12 protein-coding genes, 2 pseudogenes and 2 riboswitches are annotated in these 18,566 nt (G+C 33.6%); of the genes and pseudogenes, 12 read left to right on the top strand and 2 right to left on the bottom strand.

Annotation, left to right across the window (positions count from 1 at the left end):
- Positions 1 to 82 precede the first annotated feature (82 nt).
- A complete protein-coding gene (locus tag BEN26_RS05890) occupies positions 83 to 3,436 on the bottom strand; it encodes a tetratricopeptide repeat protein (RefSeq protein ID WP_220126416.1) in 3,354 nt (1,117 codons plus the stop codon).
- A gap of 45 nt (positions 3,437 to 3,481) precedes the next feature.
- A pseudogene (locus BEN26_RS14270) lies at positions 3,482 to 3,664 on the bottom strand (double zinc ribbon domain-containing protein); the annotation flags it as partial.
- A gap of 120 nt (positions 3,665 to 3,784) precedes the next feature.
- Positions 3,785 to 3,871, top strand: a riboswitch (cyclic di-GMP riboswitch).
- A 161-nt stretch (positions 3,872 to 4,032) separates the two neighbouring features.
- Between BEN26_RS14270 and BEN26_RS05885 the strand changes: the two are divergent.
- The 12 genes and pseudogenes from BEN26_RS05885 (at position 4,033) to opp4C (ending at position 18,460) form a co-directional block, all read left to right on the top strand.
- Positions 4,033 to 4,428 carry a hypothetical protein gene (locus BEN26_RS05885; protein ID WP_069798463.1) on the top strand — a complete coding sequence of 132 codons (396 nt, stop codon included), beginning with the start codon at positions 4,033 to 4,035 and terminating at the stop codon, positions 4,426 to 4,428.
- A 103-nt stretch (positions 4,429 to 4,531) separates the two neighbouring features.
- Entirely contained in the window at positions 4,532 to 5,227 is a 696-nt protein-coding gene (locus BEN26_RS05880) for a DUF3307 domain-containing protein (RefSeq protein WP_069798465.1), read from the top strand.
- Between the two features lie 9 nt (positions 5,228 to 5,236).
- Positions 5,237 to 7,534 (top strand): ATP-binding protein, encoded by a 2,298-nt coding sequence (locus tag BEN26_RS05875; protein WP_220126415.1) that lies wholly within the window; start codon positions 5,237 to 5,239, stop codon positions 7,532 to 7,534.
- A 44-nt stretch (positions 7,535 to 7,578) separates the two neighbouring features.
- A riboswitch (cyclic di-GMP riboswitch) is annotated at positions 7,579 to 7,661 on the top strand.
- A 101-nt stretch (positions 7,662 to 7,762) separates the two neighbouring features.
- Entirely contained in the window at positions 7,763 to 9,235 is a 1,473-nt protein-coding gene (locus tag BEN26_RS05870; protein ID WP_084818753.1) for a PAS domain-containing sensor histidine kinase, read from the top strand.
- A 52-nt stretch (positions 9,236 to 9,287) separates the two neighbouring features.
- Positions 9,288 to 10,328 (top strand): HD domain-containing phosphohydrolase, encoded by a 1,041-nt coding sequence (locus tag BEN26_RS05865; RefSeq protein ID WP_069798467.1) that lies wholly within the window; start codon positions 9,288 to 9,290, stop codon positions 10,326 to 10,328.
- A complete protein-coding gene (locus BEN26_RS05860) occupies positions 10,303 to 11,496 on the top strand; it encodes a response regulator (protein ID WP_069798469.1) in 1,194 nt (397 codons plus the stop codon). The genes BEN26_RS05865 and BEN26_RS05860 overlap by 26 nt, the downstream gene beginning before the upstream one ends.
- Before the next feature lie 14 nt (positions 11,497 to 11,510).
- Positions 11,511 to 12,551, top strand: a complete 1,041-nt coding sequence (locus BEN26_RS05855) for a response regulator (protein WP_069798471.1) — start codon at positions 11,511 to 11,513, stop codon at positions 12,549 to 12,551.
- A 197-nt stretch (positions 12,552 to 12,748) separates the two neighbouring features.
- Positions 12,749 to 13,771 carry an ABC transporter ATP-binding protein gene (locus BEN26_RS05850; RefSeq protein ID WP_069798472.1) on the top strand — a complete coding sequence of 341 codons (1,023 nt, stop codon included), beginning with the start codon at positions 12,749 to 12,751 and terminating at the stop codon, positions 13,769 to 13,771.
- A gap of 3 nt (positions 13,772 to 13,774) precedes the next feature.
- On the top strand, positions 13,775 to 14,779 hold the full coding sequence (locus tag BEN26_RS05845; RefSeq protein WP_069798474.1) for an ABC transporter ATP-binding protein: 1,005 nt from the start codon (positions 13,775 to 13,777) through the stop codon (positions 14,777 to 14,779).
- A 66-nt stretch (positions 14,780 to 14,845) separates the two neighbouring features.
- Positions 14,846 to 16,531, top strand: a pseudogene (gene opp4A, locus BEN26_RS05840) (oligopeptide ABC transporter substrate-binding protein).
- Between the two features lie 37 nt (positions 16,532 to 16,568).
- A complete protein-coding gene (gene opp4B, locus BEN26_RS05835) occupies positions 16,569 to 17,537 on the top strand; it encodes an oligopeptide ABC transporter permease (RefSeq protein ID WP_069798476.1) in 969 nt (322 codons plus the stop codon).
- Positions 17,538 to 17,551: 14 nt separating this feature from the next.
- Positions 17,552 to 18,460 (top strand): oligopeptide ABC transporter permease, encoded by a 909-nt coding sequence (gene opp4C, locus BEN26_RS05830; RefSeq protein WP_069798478.1) that lies wholly within the window; start codon positions 17,552 to 17,554, stop codon positions 18,458 to 18,460.
- Positions 18,461 to 18,566 lie beyond the last annotated feature (106 nt).

The following is an 18,566-nucleotide window of genomic DNA, read 5'->3' as shown; positions in this document are numbered from 1 at the left end:
CCCTGATTTTTCAGGAATAAATCAAGGGGCTGTCAATAGTTGATAAAATCATCTATTGACAGCCCCTTTTTCGTTTTAATTGTTATTGATGGTTTAGATTACAATATTGTTCATAAGCTTGTTGAACGATAGGCGTCCATCTAGACCCATCCACTTTCTCGATCAATTCCTTTGCCTTTTGCAAATCTTTTATCGCATCTTCATAGCGATCTGAAGAGAGAAGGGCTTCAAATCGTCTGTAATATCCCTTTGCTGCTTCATAATCTGATTCTAATTGTTCAGCTAAATGGATGGATTCATTATATTGTGTCATCGCTTCATTGTACATGTTTTTCTTCACTAAAAGGATTCCCTTAAGCCGTAAAGCCTTTAATTTTTTCAAATCGTTTTTTGTTTTCACGGCAAAATTAATCGCTTGGTCACACTGTTCGACAGCAAGATCAAGATGATGATGATTCAGTTCGTATACACTCTTATAGCGATAATAGTCGCTAAGATAGGAGATCTCATTTGTTTCATTAAAAATTTGATAGGCTTTTTCTAAGAGCTCAGGAATATTTTGATCGGCTTTTTGCTTGAAATAAAGCTTTGCCATCCCTATATAGTTGATTCCTTCCTCAACAGGTAAACCATGTGTCTTTGCTATTTCCAGCGATTGCTTGTAGTAGTCAAAAGCTTGGTCTATCCTTCCTTTTTCATACATTAAGTCACCTAAGTTCAATAATGCTTGGCTCATTATATAGATGGATACTCCATCTTGAGCTTTCACAATGGCTTCTTGAAATAATGATTCAGCTTTAGCGAATATGCCTTTTTCCAAATATAAAATTCCAAAATTGTTAAGAGTGGCGATATAAGTATGAATATCTGATATTTTTTTTGCAATTTCGATCGCTTTGTTAAAATGATTGAGCGCTTTGGATACCATACCAGATGTATGATAAATAATTCCTAAATTTCCAGATATATTAATCATTGTTCTTAGGTTATTTATTCTTTCAGCATAATCATAAGCTTTATTCAAATAATAAAGAGAACTATCAGTATCTCCATTTAAAAAATATAAAATACCAGCTTGACTCATCGTTTCTGCTAGATTTTCGTAATCCCTTGTTTTTAATAAGATTTCCTCCGATTTTTCTGCTAAAGGCAATGCTTCAGGATTTCCTAAAATTCTTAAAATATTGCATTTTAATTGCAGTAATTTCCCATACGTATTACTGTTTTCTCTTATTTTCGGCTGGATCTCATTTAAGATTGCTAATGCCTCTTCGTATTGGCTCATAGCTTTATAGAGATTCGCAATCATAATTTGAATCTGATAGATATCATCTGATACATTTGCGATCTCAAGCGCTTTTTTAAGATGATCTAATGCATTGTCATATTGGGCAAGGATAGTATAAATATTTCCCATTTCTATGAGAGAAAGAATCGTTTTATTTGTATCTTTATTTTGTGTTTTCTCGTTGATTTCAAGGTATTTCTTAAAAAAGTCTAAAGTACTAGTATATTGATAATCCTTTTTTAATCTGAAAGCCGCTTTATAGTAATACTCTTTTGCTTGACTTAGGCTACCAGCTTTTTCAAAATGAGTGGCTAATTGTTCGTAATAGTTTTCAAGGTCTTTTTCATAGTTGATTTCAAGCCATTCCGCAATTTTTTTATGATATTCCATCTTTGTTTTGTTTAGCATACTATGATATATGACTTCTCTTACTGTTTCTTGATTAAAGGTATAGATTTTGTCTCTCCCTAATGAGGAATGAACCGATTGCAGTGAAACAATATTCATTTTTACTGGTAGCGCTAATACATCTTCAGTGGATGTTGAATTCATTAAATGAGTCAACCAGGATAAATGAAACTCTTTCCCGATAACGGAAGCGAGTTGTAATAAGTTTCTCGCCGATTCATCTAAATCAGATAAGTTAGCTAAAATAAGGCTTTCGATGGTGTTAGGAATCGTCTGAAGTTCGGATACATCGATCGATGCAGTTCCGTCTTGAATAGAGAATGTTTTTCTTCTTTTAAGAGCCATCAAATATTCTTTGATATGGAGTGGATATCCTTTTGTAAATTGAATAATCGCCTGAAGCAATGGTTCATCAAGATGGCTGCAATTTAATAGTTTGCAAGCTAGTTTCTCTGTTCCAGTTGGACTAAGCGGTTTGAGTTTCAGAATAGGATGGCTATTTTTGCCACTATCACTTAATTCTTCTATTTCATATCTTGAGGTTAAAATGAAAAGGGATTTCACATCTGGCAGTGTTTTGACCAGATTTGTCAATATTTCCATTGATCCCGCGTCTGCCCAGTGGATATTCTCAATGATAAAAACAAAAGGTTCTTTATCAGCGGCTTGTTTGATAAATAGAGAAACCTGATTGAATATTTCTCTTTTGATATCTTCATAGTTCATCGCATTCAAGATATTCTGAAATTCATGGTCTCTTTTTAAACCCATAACCAAGCTTAAAAAACGATAGTTCCGTTGAATCTCCTCCTCACCAACGCTTGAGTTTTGAAAGAGATAAGCAAGATACGACTTTAGGCGGTTTTCTTTTATCTTTTCACTTTCAGTAGGATGGAGGTTCATTATTTGGTAGATCATGTTGGACAGAACCGAATAGATTTTGTTTTTGTAGCCGACATTGATATCGACCCAATGTTTTTTAAGTTGATTGTCTAGTTCTGACGTAAAGCTTCTTAGCAGGCTTGTTTTACCAGTTCCTGCCTCCCCGATAATGGTGATATACTCTGTGCTATTCAGTTGTTTGTAGATTGAATGCAGAAAGTTCGTTTCATCATCCCGTTCGATTAAAAACAGCGAATCAATAGCTGCTTCTCGTTTTAAATGAAGAGGGGTGAAGCATTTTACTGGTTTTTCTTTGTTTTTGGCAATGATCTCTTTTTCAGGAGAGTAATCAATTTGATCATTTGTTTCTTGATAGACAGATTCTGATACAAGGATCGTGCCAGCTGCTGCTTGAGTTTGAAGTCTTTGCGCTGTGTTGACCACATCTCCCATAACGGTAAAGTCTTTATCAAAATAGTTTCCCACACTTCCAGTCACAACCTGACCATAATTAATTCCGATGGAAAGATTTAATGTTACCCCTTTACTGGATAGTCTTTCTTTTGAAAAATCTTGGATTAAGTCGATCATCTTCATGCCACAGCTGACGGCTCTGTAAGGGTCATCGCTATGAGGATATTTTGCTCCGAAAAGAATCATCACACAGTCACCGATGTACTTGTCGATGGTTCCTTCCAATTCATATACAGGTTTGGTGATATAAGCAAAGGTTTCATTGATGATTTCCCGAACTTCCTCTGGATCCATTTTTTCCGACAATGCCGTAAATCCAGATACATCAGCAAAGATGACAGCTACATTTTTTCTGTTTTCCGTAAGAATCTCATAGTTTTGCACAGAGCTTTCTTTTTCTGATTGGGATATTTTATGTCCACAATTAAAGCAAAACTTGGCCATGATGGGGTTAGGCGAATCACAGGAAGAACATTTTATTGGCAATTTCATCCCACATAAAGGACATTCCTTTGGATAATTTGATGGTAAGTGATAACCGCAATTAAAACAAAGAATAAGAATCCCTCCTAGCGTAAAAAAATGATAAAAACTAGGTTCTTTGATTGACAAAAAGTGAAGTTTATGGTTTATTTATCTTAAAGTAAGTTAGTAAATCATTCCAAATCTATTATATACGGTATAGATAAGAATTGAAACGATTTTGTCGTTTTTTGTAAAAAACTTAATAGATGTCGATAATAGCAAACTTATCGAAAGGTAAGGACGCAAAGCCATGGGTCTAAGGAATAATCATTCTATGATTGCCAGGTTGCCGAAACAAAGTTACTAGGGTTATGCTTCGTTTAATTTTTATTATTAATAGCATGACTTGAGTTATTTATTGATTTGCCTAATTAAGCAAATCATCTTGGCGCCTATGGCTTGTTCATATAGGTGCCTTTTCTTTTAGCGATAAGGTTCGAAAGGAGGTGAGACGAATGAAAAGAATGATGTTTATTATCACAGCAGTTGTACTCTTGCTTTCAAGCATACCAGTTGTGGCAGCTGAGAATCCAGTGATTTATACGGATACGATTACGGTAACAGAAGATGGTGGCAGATATCAAGTTGGCTTTGTCAATGTTGAGTTTAAAAAGGATTTTATCGATCCAGAGAAGTTGCCGGCCACTTTTGATGTCAAGGTTTATGCTGAGAATGGGGTAGGATATGTTGAATTTGCCCCGGATACACCAAATTTCTTTAAAAAAGTTCACATTAGAATAGACAAATACGATGGACTTCTTTACGATCAGGCAACAGGGGAAAATATTGAGGTTCATGTTAAGAAACAACAAATTTTGGCTGAGCATTTTTCACGTTATTCTTGGTACTAGTAATCATCCATGAAAACCCTCTTAAAAAATTAAGAGGGTTTTCATCTACTTTTTAAAGTATGTATACATTCGCATATTAAAATAAGACAGAGGGGTAAATGATGTGTTCTATTACTTACTATTAGGCCACCTGCTAGGTGATTTTACATTTCAAACCGGTAAAATTGCAGAAAATAAACTAAAAGATTGGAGATGGAATTTACTTCATTCATCAATTATAACAATTTGCATGCTGATTCTTCTATTCCCATTTAATTCTTACATATTGGGATTTATTTTATTAAACGGGATTCTCCATTTTATGATCGACTCATTTAAATCAAAACTATCCATTAAGAGTTCTTTAGGTTCATTTCTCTATTTTATTTTGGACCAAGTCGTGCACATCATGATCCTATATTGGTTATCTACTATAATTGTTAAAATTTCTCCACCATTACTTATTGATGTGCAAATCATCAAGTTTCTTATTATTCTGGTCTTTATCTCATCTTTTTCCGCAATTTTGATTCAGTTTATACTGAAAGCTATTTTTCCTGCATACCAGAAAAATTTTTTTAATGGAAATGAAAAGGGTGTTGGCCAATTAACAAGGATTGTTTCTTTTTTTATTTTTTATCTAAGCTTTTCTTTTTCTATATATTTTTTAATCGGATTATTGGCTATTATCATAGGATTAATTATTTATTATAATAGAAAATGGCGTACATGGATGAGCCTAAACTATTTTATAGCAAAACTTTTCATGGATGTATTGATATCTATGATCGGTTTTATCTTCTTATTGATTCAGGAATGAGGTGCAATTTTGTTGACGAATTTAAAAACGATCATCTGTATAGAATCAATCAAAAAATACGAAGAGTTTTTGGATGTCATTAAAAATGAATTTGAACCGATACTTATCATTACAGATTTAATCCAATTGGAAAAGGAATTAAGATTAAACCATGATCCCGATGATACCATTATCTTTATTGATCATATATTCCTAAATCAAATGGAAGAGCAGCTTTTCCAAATTTTAAGAAAGCCACAGAATAAAACGATTGGTTTATTTCAAGATAACATTGACTTACTTTCAAGAGAAGCTTTTCTTGATGATATTCTTGTGTGTAAGAGTAAGTTTACAATAAGTAAATTCCTTTATAAGCTTAAGAATAATCTGACACATCAACAAAAATTGGATACTTTAGAAAAGGAAGTACAACGTTTCTATAATATAGGAAAAGAATTATCTGCTGAGAAAGATATTAATAAGCTATTACAACAAATTATGGATTCATCGATGGAAATGACTTCTGCTGATGCTGGAACGATTTATATAGTTGTTAACCAAGATAATCTCGATTGGACTACTTATGAAAGAAATTCTAAAAATCAACTATTAAAATTTGTATTAGCGAGAAATAATAGCCTGAAGGTAGAACTAGAATCAACAACGTCGCCGATTTCAAAAAATGGAATTTCCGGTTACGCTGTGATTACTGGTCAATCATTACGAATTGATGATGCTTATGATTTGCCAAGTGATGTTGAATACCAGTTTAATTCTGGTTTTGATCAAGTTACTGGTTATAGAACAAAGTCAATCCTAACGGTGCCGATGAAGGATCACCGAGATCGTGTGTTAGGCGTGATACAGCTTATTAATAAAATGAAAGCAAATAAGGTTATTCCTTTTAGTGATAAAGATGAAATGATTATTTATTCTTTGGCAGGACAAGCAGCAGTCATTATTGAAAACAATATCATCTACAAAAATATGGAAGAGCTATTGGAAAAAAATAGATTGACGATATCTGATGAAATAACCAAAAGAAAACAGGCTGATGAAGAGATTAATAAGTTGCTTAGTGCGATTGAACATAGTCCTTCATCTGTAATTATTACAGATATAAACGGGTACATCCAATACATAAATCCAAAATTTACGCAAGTTAGTGGTTATACGTATAAAGAAGTGATAGGGAAAAATGTAAGCATTCTTAAATCCGGAATACATCCTAAAGAAATGTATATTGATTTTTGGAAGACTATACTTTCAGGTAAAGAATGGTCTGGTGAATTTTATAATAAGAAAAAGAATGGAGAGTTGTATTGGGAATCGACCTCTGTTTCCTCAATAAAGGATGAAAACGGTACAATTAAATATTTTATATCAGTGAGAGAGGATATTACTGAAAAGAAAATACTTTATAAAAAAATAGAAGAACAAAATATAGTGCTTCAGAAAACCATTAGGAAGTTAAATGACGCACAATCTCAATTGATTCAAAAAGAAAAAATGGCAGGAATCGGTCAACTGGCGGCAGGAATCGCTCATGAAATCAATAACCCCTTGGGTTTTATTACGAGTAATTACCATACATTTAAAAAATATACTTTAAAAATAGAGGAACTCTTACAAAAGTATAAAGATGCCTTGCTCAATTTCTCAGAACTTTCAACTGAGAAAAAAGAAAAAATATTGGATGATATTATAGAATATGAAAAGAATAACAAGATTGCCTTTGTAATGGAAGATCTTTTTGAACTATTAAATGATACTAATGAAGGATTAGAACGGATTAAAATGATTGTAAATGCACTAAGAGCTTTTTCCAGTATTGATCAGGTAAATGAATTTAGTCCTTACGATCTTAATGAAGGAATTAAAACCGCTTTAATTATCGCCAAAAGTAAAATTACATATGATACGAATATCAATGAAGAGCTGACAGATATCCCCAACATCATTGCCATTGGTGCCGAAATCAATCAAGTGATTTTAAATTTAATTCTGAATGCTGCATATGCAATAGAAATGAAACAGGATAGTAATGAAGGGATGATTACGATTAGGACTTATCAAAAAGAAGAATATGTATACTGTGAAATAGAGGATAATGGGATCGGAATAAAAGAAGAGCTTATCAATAGAATCTATGAACCTTTTTTTACTACAAAACCTGTTGGAACAGGAACGGGTCTTGGATTAAGTATTTCTTATGATATCGTTGTAAACAAACATCAAGGGGAAATATCTGTAGAAAGTAAAGAAGGAATAGGATCTAAATTTGTGGTAAAACTGCCTATTAAAGGTAGGGTGTCTATTCTTAATTGAATCTCATTATTTATTTCAGTATAATTCAATAAACGATAAAAAACGATATATTTTGGCAAACCTATTGAAAGGTAGGGACGCAAAGCTATGGGCCTAAGGGATTAACTATGGTTGCCAGGTTGCACTTGAGAAAAAGATCTATGTGCACTTGGTGTACATAGATCTTTTTTTAGTAGATGCAATAAGCCGAATTTTTTGATAATCATAATCTCAAGGGGGAGGATTCTGATGGTTAAACTCAATAATCATAATTCATCGATTGGTTTTACTACTGAGCTTACAACCAACTATAGAAAAGAGAAAGTAAGTTCTTTAAAAATTACTTTTCTCTATTTTATAATAGCTAACGCTTTCCTTTTGCTAGCCAATTTTGTTACTCAACTTAAGGATGACAACACTATACACTCTATTTTGGCCTTTCATGATTTTAAATACCTGATTGCAATTATATTTACTTCACTATTTGTTTTTCTGTTCATTTATTATAATCGCTTAAAACTAAGAAAAGATGAATTAGACCTTTGTATGTTATCTAAGATCATTGAACAGAGTCCAATAAGTATTATTATTATGGATGAAAACGGAAAGATAGAAGATGTAAATCCACAATGTACCCAACTAACAGGATATACATATGAAGAAATGTTAGGCAAACATTATAGTATTTTTCATGATTCAATTACATTAAGCCAGAATTGGCAAGGTGAATTTCAAAGCAAGAAAAAAAATGGAGAATTATTTTGGGGGCATGTATCTATCTCCTCTATCCAAAATGAGAAGAAAAAGATTGTTCGCTATATTGCTCAGATTGAGGATATTACAATGAGAAAGCAGATGGAAGAGAAATTAAAAAGCGCCCAATCCCAAGTAATCCACCAAGAGAAACTTGCAGCGATTGGACAGATAGCAGCTGGGGTCGCTCATGAAATCAATAATCCTTTAGCTTTTATTAAAAGTAACTTCGATACCTTAGAGAAATATTTCTATAAATATAAAGAAGTGATCGAAGTCTATCAAAGATTAAAGGGCAATTTGAGAGAAGAAGAACAATTGAAATTGGAGAATATTAATTTGATCATAGAAGAAATTGAAAGAATTGAAAGGAAAAATAATATTTCGTTTATTAACGAAGATTTAGAAGAATTATTTAGAGATTCAAATGATGGAATCGAACGAGTAAATGAAATTATAAAAGGATTAAGGATGTTCTCTAGAAAGGAACAATTAGATACCTTTGAAGATTATGATTTAAATGAAGGAATAAAAAATACACTAGTTGTTACTAGAAATATCTTAAAATACCAAGTGCAAGTTGAAGAATACCTTGGGGAGATACCAACTATTCATGCCATAGGTGGAGAAATCGACCAAGTATTGCTCAATTTATTATTAAATGCCACCTATGCAATTAAAGAGAAACAACCAGAGATTGGCTTGATAAAAATTCGAACATTCGCTAAAGATGATTCTGTGTATTGTGAACTTGAGGATAATGGAATAGGAATAGAAGAAAAAAACATATCATCAATCTTTGATCCCTTTTTTACAACAAAACCTGTAGGAGAAGGAACAGGGTTAGGACTAAGTATAGCTTATGATATTATTACTAATCAACATCATGGAACTATAACTGTGGAAAGCACAAAAGGAGTCGGAACTAAATTTATGATTAAACTCCCCATTCATCAAGCATTCAATTAATCTCAAAGAAATGATGATTTAATATTTATATTTGAAAGTAGGTGAAAACAAGTTGAAAAAATATAAGATCCTTTTAGTTGACGACGAGATCAATGTGATTAATTCTATTAAGCGTGTTTTAGATGGTTCAAATTATCATTTATATTATACAACCTATCCTGAAAAAGCTTATGATTTATTGAATACCTATCAATTTGATCTTGTGATAACCGATCAGAGAATGCCAAAAGTACTGGGGATCGATATATTAAAGTATACAAAAAAAGTGTCTTATAATACAGTTAGAATATTAGTTACTGGTTATTCTGATCTAGATGTGCTCGTTTCTGCTGTCAATGAAGGTTCTATCTACCGATATATATCAAAGCCCTGGAAAAATGATGATCTTGTAAAAATAATAGAAGAGTCAATTGATTATAAACAAAGAATGGACCAGAAAGATACGATTTTAAATCAATTATTAACAAAGAATAATGAATATGAAAATATGATACAACAATTAAGAAATAAGCTTGTCAAAACAAATAGACAGATAGAAAAAACTTTACTTAGGGTTATACAAGCAAAAGATATGGAACTATTTACACATTCCAAAAATGTAGCTCATTATTCATTATATATTGCTGATTTACTAAATCTATCATATAAGCAAAAATTAACACTTAAATATGCAGGTTTGTTTCATGACATAGGGAAAATAGTAATTAGGGATCATATATTATTTAAACCTGATAGATTAACCGAAGAAGAATATACAGCAATGAAATATCATCCTTTGGTAAGTTCTTATATATTAGATGAAATTGATTTTATGAAAGAAGTCGTAGAAATCATTCGTCAACATCATGAAAGAATTGATGGTCTTGGGTATCCCCTTGGCCTAACTAATGATGAAATATTATTTAAAGCCAAAATCCTTTCAGTTGCTGATGCATATGATGCTATGCGTGCGAATCGTATCTATCGAAAAGGGATGTCCCAAAAAGAAGTACTTGAGGTTTTACAAAATGGAAGAGGAAAGCAGTTTGATAAGAACATAGTTGACACTTTTATAGGGGGATTGTTAAATGAAAAATATCCTCTTTGTAGATGATGAAAAAAGTATCCTAAATTCATTAAGAAGATTATTTATTCATGAAGAGTACGGTGTTTTTTTAGCGGAAAACGGAAATGAAGCCCTTTCTATTTTGGCAAGTGAAAATATTGATTTATTGATTACAGATATGAAAATGCCAGTGATGAATGGCTATGAACTATTAAAAGAAGTTTATAAAAAATACCCTAAGCTGATCCGAATCATTTTAAGTGGTTTTGCAGAAAAAGAAATAATTATGAAGTCAATTAGGGAAAATTTAGCATTCTTTTACCTATTAAAGCCCTGGGATAATGATCATATGATCAACCTAATCAATCGATTATTCTATCTGAAAGATATTTTGGAACAAAAGAACCTATTAAGATTTGTCGAAATTTATGGAGATGCATTCCCTTCTTTGTACAGTAATGAAAAAGAATTAAGATTAAAATTAGTGGAGAAGGCAGAAATTGAAGAAATCATCAAAATTATTGAAAGAGATCCTTCGACAACGTTGAGAGTATTGTACTTTGTGAATTCTGCATATGGTATCAAAACAGGTTCAGTAAAGAAAGCACTAAATTATTTGAACTTGAATGATTTAGAAAATATTTTATTTAGAGATTGGTATGATAGCTTGGATGATGCCATTACTCAGAAAAATATTGGATTGATAGTAAATCATTCAATATTAACAAATAAAATTGTTCATTATATCTATCAAGAACTACTGTGTAAGAACATTGACCTTCAATATGACTCAGTAGGTTTATTGTGTAATATTGGGGGTTTAATTTTACAATCTGCTTTTACAAATGAATATACGGATTTAATAACTGATGCTAAGGAGAAAAAAGAAACGATAGAAAAATTGGAAGAAAAGACTTTTAAAATGACATCTCAGGAAGTAGGAGGTTACTTATTAAGCTGGTGGGGGCTTCCTGATCCTTTGATTGAATCAGCATCTTACCTTCACAAACCATTGTGTGACAATATTAGAAATAAAGAATTGGTTTATATCCTGCATCTAGCAAATTATTATTCATGGAAATTTTTCGGGCTTATTCCTTATGAACTAAATCGTAAAGTATTTGATTTATTAGGTCTGAAAGAAAGAAACTTAGAACAAATGGTTCATAAGATTGCCATAACTTTTATAGAGGAAAAACAAAAAAGGGATTTGTAGGAAGGGGTGAAACTGTGCAACAAAATACTGTGTTAATTGTAGATGATGATGTAAAAGTATTAAACTCTTTAAAAAGAGCATTATTGGATGAAAACTTTCGATGCATATTTGTTGAGAGGGCAAAAGATGTTTTTGATATTTTAGAGAAAGAAGAGATTAGTGTAATTGTATCAGATATGAAAATGCCCGAGATTAACGGTTTGGAATTGCTTAAAAAAGTAAAAGCATCTTACCCCCAAATTGTGAGAATTGTTTTATCTGGCTATACGCAATTACCCCAGGTATTGGCTGCCATTAATCAAGGAGAAATTTTTAAATTTATAACAAAACCATGGAATTTAGATGACGAATTTATTCCTGTTATTCAAGAAGCGATAGAGAACTATAATATGATGAAAGAGAAAGAGTTATTAAGGAAAGATTTGGAAAGAAAGAATGATTCCTATCGTCGAATCATTGAAACAACAAAAAATAAATACGATCTTTTCCAAGAAAATATGCTAAAAGTTGGTGAAATGGCAACCTATATTTTTAAGAACATCAAGGAGATTGCTTTAAAGGATACGGACGAAAAAAATAAGATGGTACGTGCTTTGGATATCTATAAAGATTTATATTTAGGGTATGTAAAGACCTTACCAAGTACATATGAAGTGTTTGATATCAATCAATTAACTCATGATCTTGATCAATTTATTTTTAGTGAAAGTCGAACGAAACATTTACAAACGACAATAAAAGGGAACGCCAATTTAAGTTTACGAGGAAATTATAAACTTTTAATCTTTATTTTGTTTTCTTTTTATAAATATGTTATTGAATATCAAAATACGGATGAGCTTCCTGTTACTTTAACGATAGAAGAGTCTCCTCAAACAATAAAATTAGATTGTTTTTCATCAATAACTATAAAGGAACCTATTGATTTAGATCATCTTCATTTAATTCGTTTGTTTTTGCAAGAGTTAGCAAATAACATACATCGTGATTTTATTATCTATGAAATGAATGGGGTTTTATATACTAAGATCCAGCTTGAATTTACAAAATCATGATCCAAATGGATACCAAAATTAGGTATCCATTTTGTTTGTAAACTTATTTTCAATGGGAGCATAGAGATTAATTAGAAAAAAGTAAGCGTTTTCATTATTATTAGAATATTAAAAACTTATTGACAGTTTTTTAATTTATTGTGATAATTTTTATAATTATTTCGAATTCCGATATTTTGTATTCCAAGAGGTGAAACATGAACCAGAGAGAGAACAACTTAACAATATCAACCGTATTAAAGGTTAAAAAGTTGAACACAGGATTTCTTATTGGGGGAAAATTTTATAATGCTATAGAAGATATTTCATTAGATGTTACACCTGGAAAGGTTATATGTATCGTAGGTGAATCAGGTTGCGGCAAAAGTGTATTAGCCCTTTCTATAATGAACTTGCTGCCAAAAGGGATTGGTAAGGTAGTTGGCGGAGAAATCATTTTTAATGGTCAAGATTTAACCAAACTTTCCCAAGAGGAAATGAACGATATACGTGGTAAAGATATAGGAATGATTTTTCAGGAACCGATGACTTCTCTAAACCCTGTCTTTTCTATAGGATTTCAACTTGAAGAAGCACTACTTAACCATTTCGATCTTTCAAAGGATGAGGCACGCAAAAAAAGTATACAATTGTTAAAACAAGTAGGTATTCCTAGGGCAGAAAAGGTGATTGATGAATACCCTCACCAACTCTCCGGGGGAATGCGCCAACGGGTGATGATCGCTATGGCGATCGCTTGTAACCCTAAATTGTTAATTGCCGATGAACCAACCACTGCGTTGGATGTAACGATTCAAGCCCAAATCCTTGAATTGATTAAAGATATTCAACAAAAGATGGATATGGCTGTTTTATTGATTACTCATGATTTAGGTGTCGTTGCCGAAATGGCTGATGAAGTAGTGGTCATGTACGCAGGGCAAATCGTGGAACAAGGGAGTGTAGAACTCATATTCAACACCCCAAAACACCCGTATTTAAAACTATTATTACAATCGATTCCCAAATTAGATGAAGATCGTGAAAGACTAGATTCAATTAAAGGAATTGTTCCTTCGCTTGTAAATCTACCAAGAACAGGCTGTAGATTTGTAGATCGTTGTCCAGTAGCTAAAGAAGAGTGTACTCAAATTACCCCAGTCTTAGGTGAGGTAGATACGAATCATACTGTACGCTGTTTACTATATCAAGAAAGCTATCCTAAGAAAACGGGGGTCTAGATCATGAGTTCAAATTCAAATACACTACAACGAAAAAATTCGGAATATTTACTAGAGGTAAAAAATTTAAAAAAATATTACCCGATCTTTGGCGGATTCTTTCGTAAACAAATTGGCGAGGTAAAGGCAGTCGATGATATTTCTCTGCAGTTAAAATATGGTGAGACGATCGGTCTAGTGGGTGAATCTGGCTGTGGGAAGTCTTCAGCAGGACGAACGATTTTGCGCCTACAAGACCCGACATCTGGATCGATCGTTTTTCAAGGGAAAGATATTACAACAATTCGAGGAAAGCAGTTAAGGGATATTCGAAAAGATATGCAAATGGTTTTCCAAGATCCCTATGCTTCTTTAAATCCAAAGATGATGGTAGGTAGTCTGATATCAGAACCCATTCGCAATTATACAAATCAATCAGATAAAGCATTGAAAGATCAAGTGATGGAGTTGTTAGAAAAGGTAGGATTACCAGCAGATACATATTATAAGTATCCACACGAATTCTCAGGTGGCCAAAGACAGCGAATAGGAATTGCTAGGGCTTTAGCATTGCGGCCAAAGTTAATCATCGCTGATGAACCGGTCTCTGCCTTAGATGTTTCAGTACAGTCTCAAGTATTAAATCTACTGCAAGATCTACAAGAGGAGTTTCAACTCACTTACCTTTTTATCGCTCATAATTTGAGTGTGGTCAAACATGTGAGTGATCGTATCGGTGTCATGTATCTGGGGCGCATTGTGGAATTAACAGATAAACGTACATTATATCAAGAACCTTTACATCCATATACACAAGCACTATTATCTGCGATTCCTGTTCCCAATCCGGGAAGACGAAAAGAAAGAATCGTATTGACGGGTGATGTTCCAAGCCCAGAAAACCCACCAAAGGGTTGTGCCTTTCATCCAAGATGTCGATATGCAATGCCTGAGTGTCAAGAGATAAGACCAGTAATGAAGGAGGTGAAATCAGGACATTACGTTGCATGCCATCTATATTCAAAATAAATAAAGGGGGAAAATGTATTGAAAAAGTCAATATTTGTTTTGTTGTCACTGATTCTTGCCATATCTATGTTCTTAGTCGCTTGTAGTAGTCAAACAACAGAAGCTCCACCAAAAGAAAATGCTGATCAGCCTAAAGAGGAAACAAAGGTAGAACCACAATATGGTGGGAAAGTAACCTATGCTTTTATACAACCATTTAAAGGCCTTCTTGACAGAGCTTTTTATGAAGGGGAAGATGATGATCTCATCTTAAACTTCATGATGGACAGTATTATAGAAACTGGTGATGATCTTAAACCAAAACCAGGGATTGGGACTTGGGAAGTTTCTGATGATCACAAAACTTACACATTCAAAATAAAACAAGGGGTAAAATGGCATAATGGCGAAGAGTTAACGGTAGAGGATTGGAAGTATGCTTTGGAAGTCCTTGCAGATCCAGATTATACAGGTCCACGTTATACCAACGTTGAAATTGTAGAAGGGGCAGAAGCTTATCACAAGGGAGAAGCAAAATCGATCTCTGGTATTGAGGTGGTTGACCCTTATACGATTAAAATCACAGCAAAAAAACCAATGGTTAACTTCTTAGACTAATTATGGTCTTATCCAATGCCTAAGAAATATTATGAGGGAATTGCTGTGAAAGATTTACCTAACTCTGATAAAGTACGTAAGAATCCTATTGGTCTTGGACCATTTAAAGTAAAGACCATTCAACCCGGAGAATTCGTTGAACTTGAGCGTTTTGATGATTATTGGAAAGGTAAGCCCTATCTAGATGGTGTCGTATATAAAGTGATTGATGGATCTTTAGCAAGTGGATTATTAAAGAATGGTGAAGTAGATATTATGATGATTCCAAGTAGCCAGTATCAAGAAATTTCTCAATTACCTAATGTTGAATTAATTAAGGAACCTGCACTTTCCTATAGCTATATTGGATTTAAATTAGGTAAATGGGAAGGAACTGAATCTGAAGGTAAAGTCGTGATGAATAATCCGAAATTCCAAGATAAGAGACTACGTCAAGCGATGGCCTATGCATTAGATCGTCAAAGCTTGTTAGATGCTTTCGCAAATGGGCTTGGTATGCCTTTAGATGTACCAGTACCTGATGTGAGCTGGGCAAAAATTGACGATTCCAAAATTACAAAATATGAATATAATCCTGAAAAAGCTAAACAATTATTAGATGAAGCTGGATATAAAGATGTAGATGGAGACGGTTTCCGTGAAGATCCAAAGGGTAAGAAATTTGTGATCAACTTTGACGCGATGTCAGGAACTGAAATCGCAGAACCGCGTGCACAAGCAATTATGCAAATGTGGAAAGATGTAGGCTTAAATGTGAAATTAAATGGCGGAGCTTTAAAAGAATTTAACCTTTTCTATGATGTCGTCATGAAAGATGATCCATCTGTTGAATTATTCTATGGTGCATGGGGCTTAGCTTCTGACCCTGACCCAACCGGTCTTTGGAAGAGTACCGACTATTGGAACTTCCAGCGCTGGTATAATGAAGAATCTGATAAACTTATCGAAGAAGGAATTAGTGAAAAAGCCTTTGATGAAAATTATCGTAAAGAAGTCTATTATAAGTGGCAACAACTTGTAAACGAAGAATTGCCAACGATCTTTATGTTCCAGCCAATTGATGTAACGGCAGTAAATAAACGTTTACATGGAGTTCATACAAATTCCTTTACTAACCAAGTAGATACTCATTTATGGTGGGTTGATCAAAAGTAACAGTGATTGCATTAAGATCTAAAAGGGGAAATGAACGATGCTAACTTATACATTACGAAGACTTGCTGGAATGATCCCCCTCCTGATTTTAGTTTCAATTGTGGTATTCTCCCTGGCAAAAATGATGCCAGGGGATGCCCTTTCAGGAAGAATTGATCCCAACAATTCCGATCCGAAATATATTGCGGAAATGAGAGAAAAGTTAGGACTAAATGATCCTGTTTACATCCAGTATGCACGCTGGGTGAAAAATATGTTAAAAGGGGACTTTGGAGAGTCCTTTATTCATAAAATGCCAGTAAGTGAACTTTTGGGTCAGAGAATTCTAAATACTCTTTTTTTAGCCCTTTTATCTCTCTTTATTACTTATTTTGTTGCCTTTTTTATGGGAATGTATGCAGGAAAACATCCATATACTTTAGGTGATCATTTCATTGCAACTTTTAACTATCTTGCATTTGCGATTCCATCTTTTTTTGCAGCACTTGTTGCGATCTACATCTTTGCTATTCAATTAGGATGGGTACCAGCAAGTGGGACGATTGATACGGGAATTGGCGATGGAGGAACATTTATCTATTTTCTAAGTAAATTAAAGCATACCATTTTACCAGCGATGGTGTTAGGGATGTTAAGTACTGCAGCCTATACCCAATTTTTACGCAATGATATTATTGAAAGCAGTCGTAAAGACTATGTCAGAACAGCAAGGGCAAAGGGTACAAAAGAATCTGTGATTTATAACAAACATATATTACGTAATTCGATTATTCCCTTGGTCACCTTTTTAGGTTTTGATATCGGTGGATTGCTAGGTGGAGCAGTAATCACAGAAACGATCTTCACCTATCCAGGAATTGGGCAGTTATTCATTGATTCGGTGAGCAACCGAGATTATTCAGTGATGATGACAATTACAATGATGTTATCAGTGATGACTCTATTAGGGAATTTAATCGCTGATTTATTGTATGGTGTCGTAGACCCACGGATTCGTTTAGATTAGGGAGGGGATTGATTATGGAACCAGTAGTAACTCAACGTCAAAATCTTCAATCCGGGCCGAAAGTACCTAAAAGCCCTTCTCCGTGGACGATCGCTAGGCGCAAATTTTTTCGCAATAAGCTAGCAATAGCTGGATTGATTTTTATTTTTATCGTTGTAACCATCTCTTTTTTGGCACCTTATATCACAACCTATGACCCTACACGTGTTGACATCAAAAGTATCGCAAAACCTCCCTCAACAGACCATTGGTTTGGTACAGATAAAGGAGGACGTGATGTCTTTACTCGTTTACTTTATGGTGGTCGGATTTCACTAACGATTGGTTTTTCAATTACTTTCTTTGTGGTGCTCATTGGTACGATCATTGGTTCCATCGCTGGATATTTCGGTGGAAGAATTGATTCGTTATTGATGCGGTTTACAGATTTTATTTTGGTATTCCCTTTTCTCATTTTTGTGATCGTACTTAACTCCATCTTTACCGAATCAGGGGTAATCACGTTAATCTTTACGATTAGTGTTCTGTCGTGGGGTGGAACTGCTAGAATGGTTCGAAGTAAAGTTCTAGCTGAGAAAGAGAATGAGTATATTCTAAGTGCTGTTTCAATTGGTTGTTCACCTACCAAAGTGATTCTTAGACACTTGATACCTAATGTTTTATCTACCGTTATTGTCCAGGCAACTATATTGTTGGCTGCAATGATTGTCGTTGAAACTGGTTTAACCTTTCTTGGTTTTGGGGTACCGGCTAACATTCCTAGTTGGGGAAATATGATCTCTGATGCAAGATCACCCGATGTGATTCAAAACAAGCCATGGATCTGGTTGCCACCTGGGCTAGTACTTACGCTAACGATACTCTCTATTAACTTTGTTGGTGAAGGTTTAAAAGATGCCTTTAATCCAAAATCTGCTAGATAAAAAAGTTGCCTTTATTGTGGCAGTTTTTTTAATAATTTTTAAAAGGTGTCATTACTTTTCTGAGGGATAAAAAGATAGGGGAATTCCCTAATTTGCGATTTTATTA

It is taken from the genome of Tepidibacillus sp. HK-1 (assembly GCF_001748485.2).
Classification (GTDB): Bacteria; Bacillota; Bacilli; order Tepidibacillales; family Tepidibacillaceae; genus Tepidibacillus_B; species Tepidibacillus_B infernus.
The sequence above is the reverse complement of the archived record's forward strand: the minus strand, read 5'-3'. Positions and strand labels throughout refer to the sequence as shown.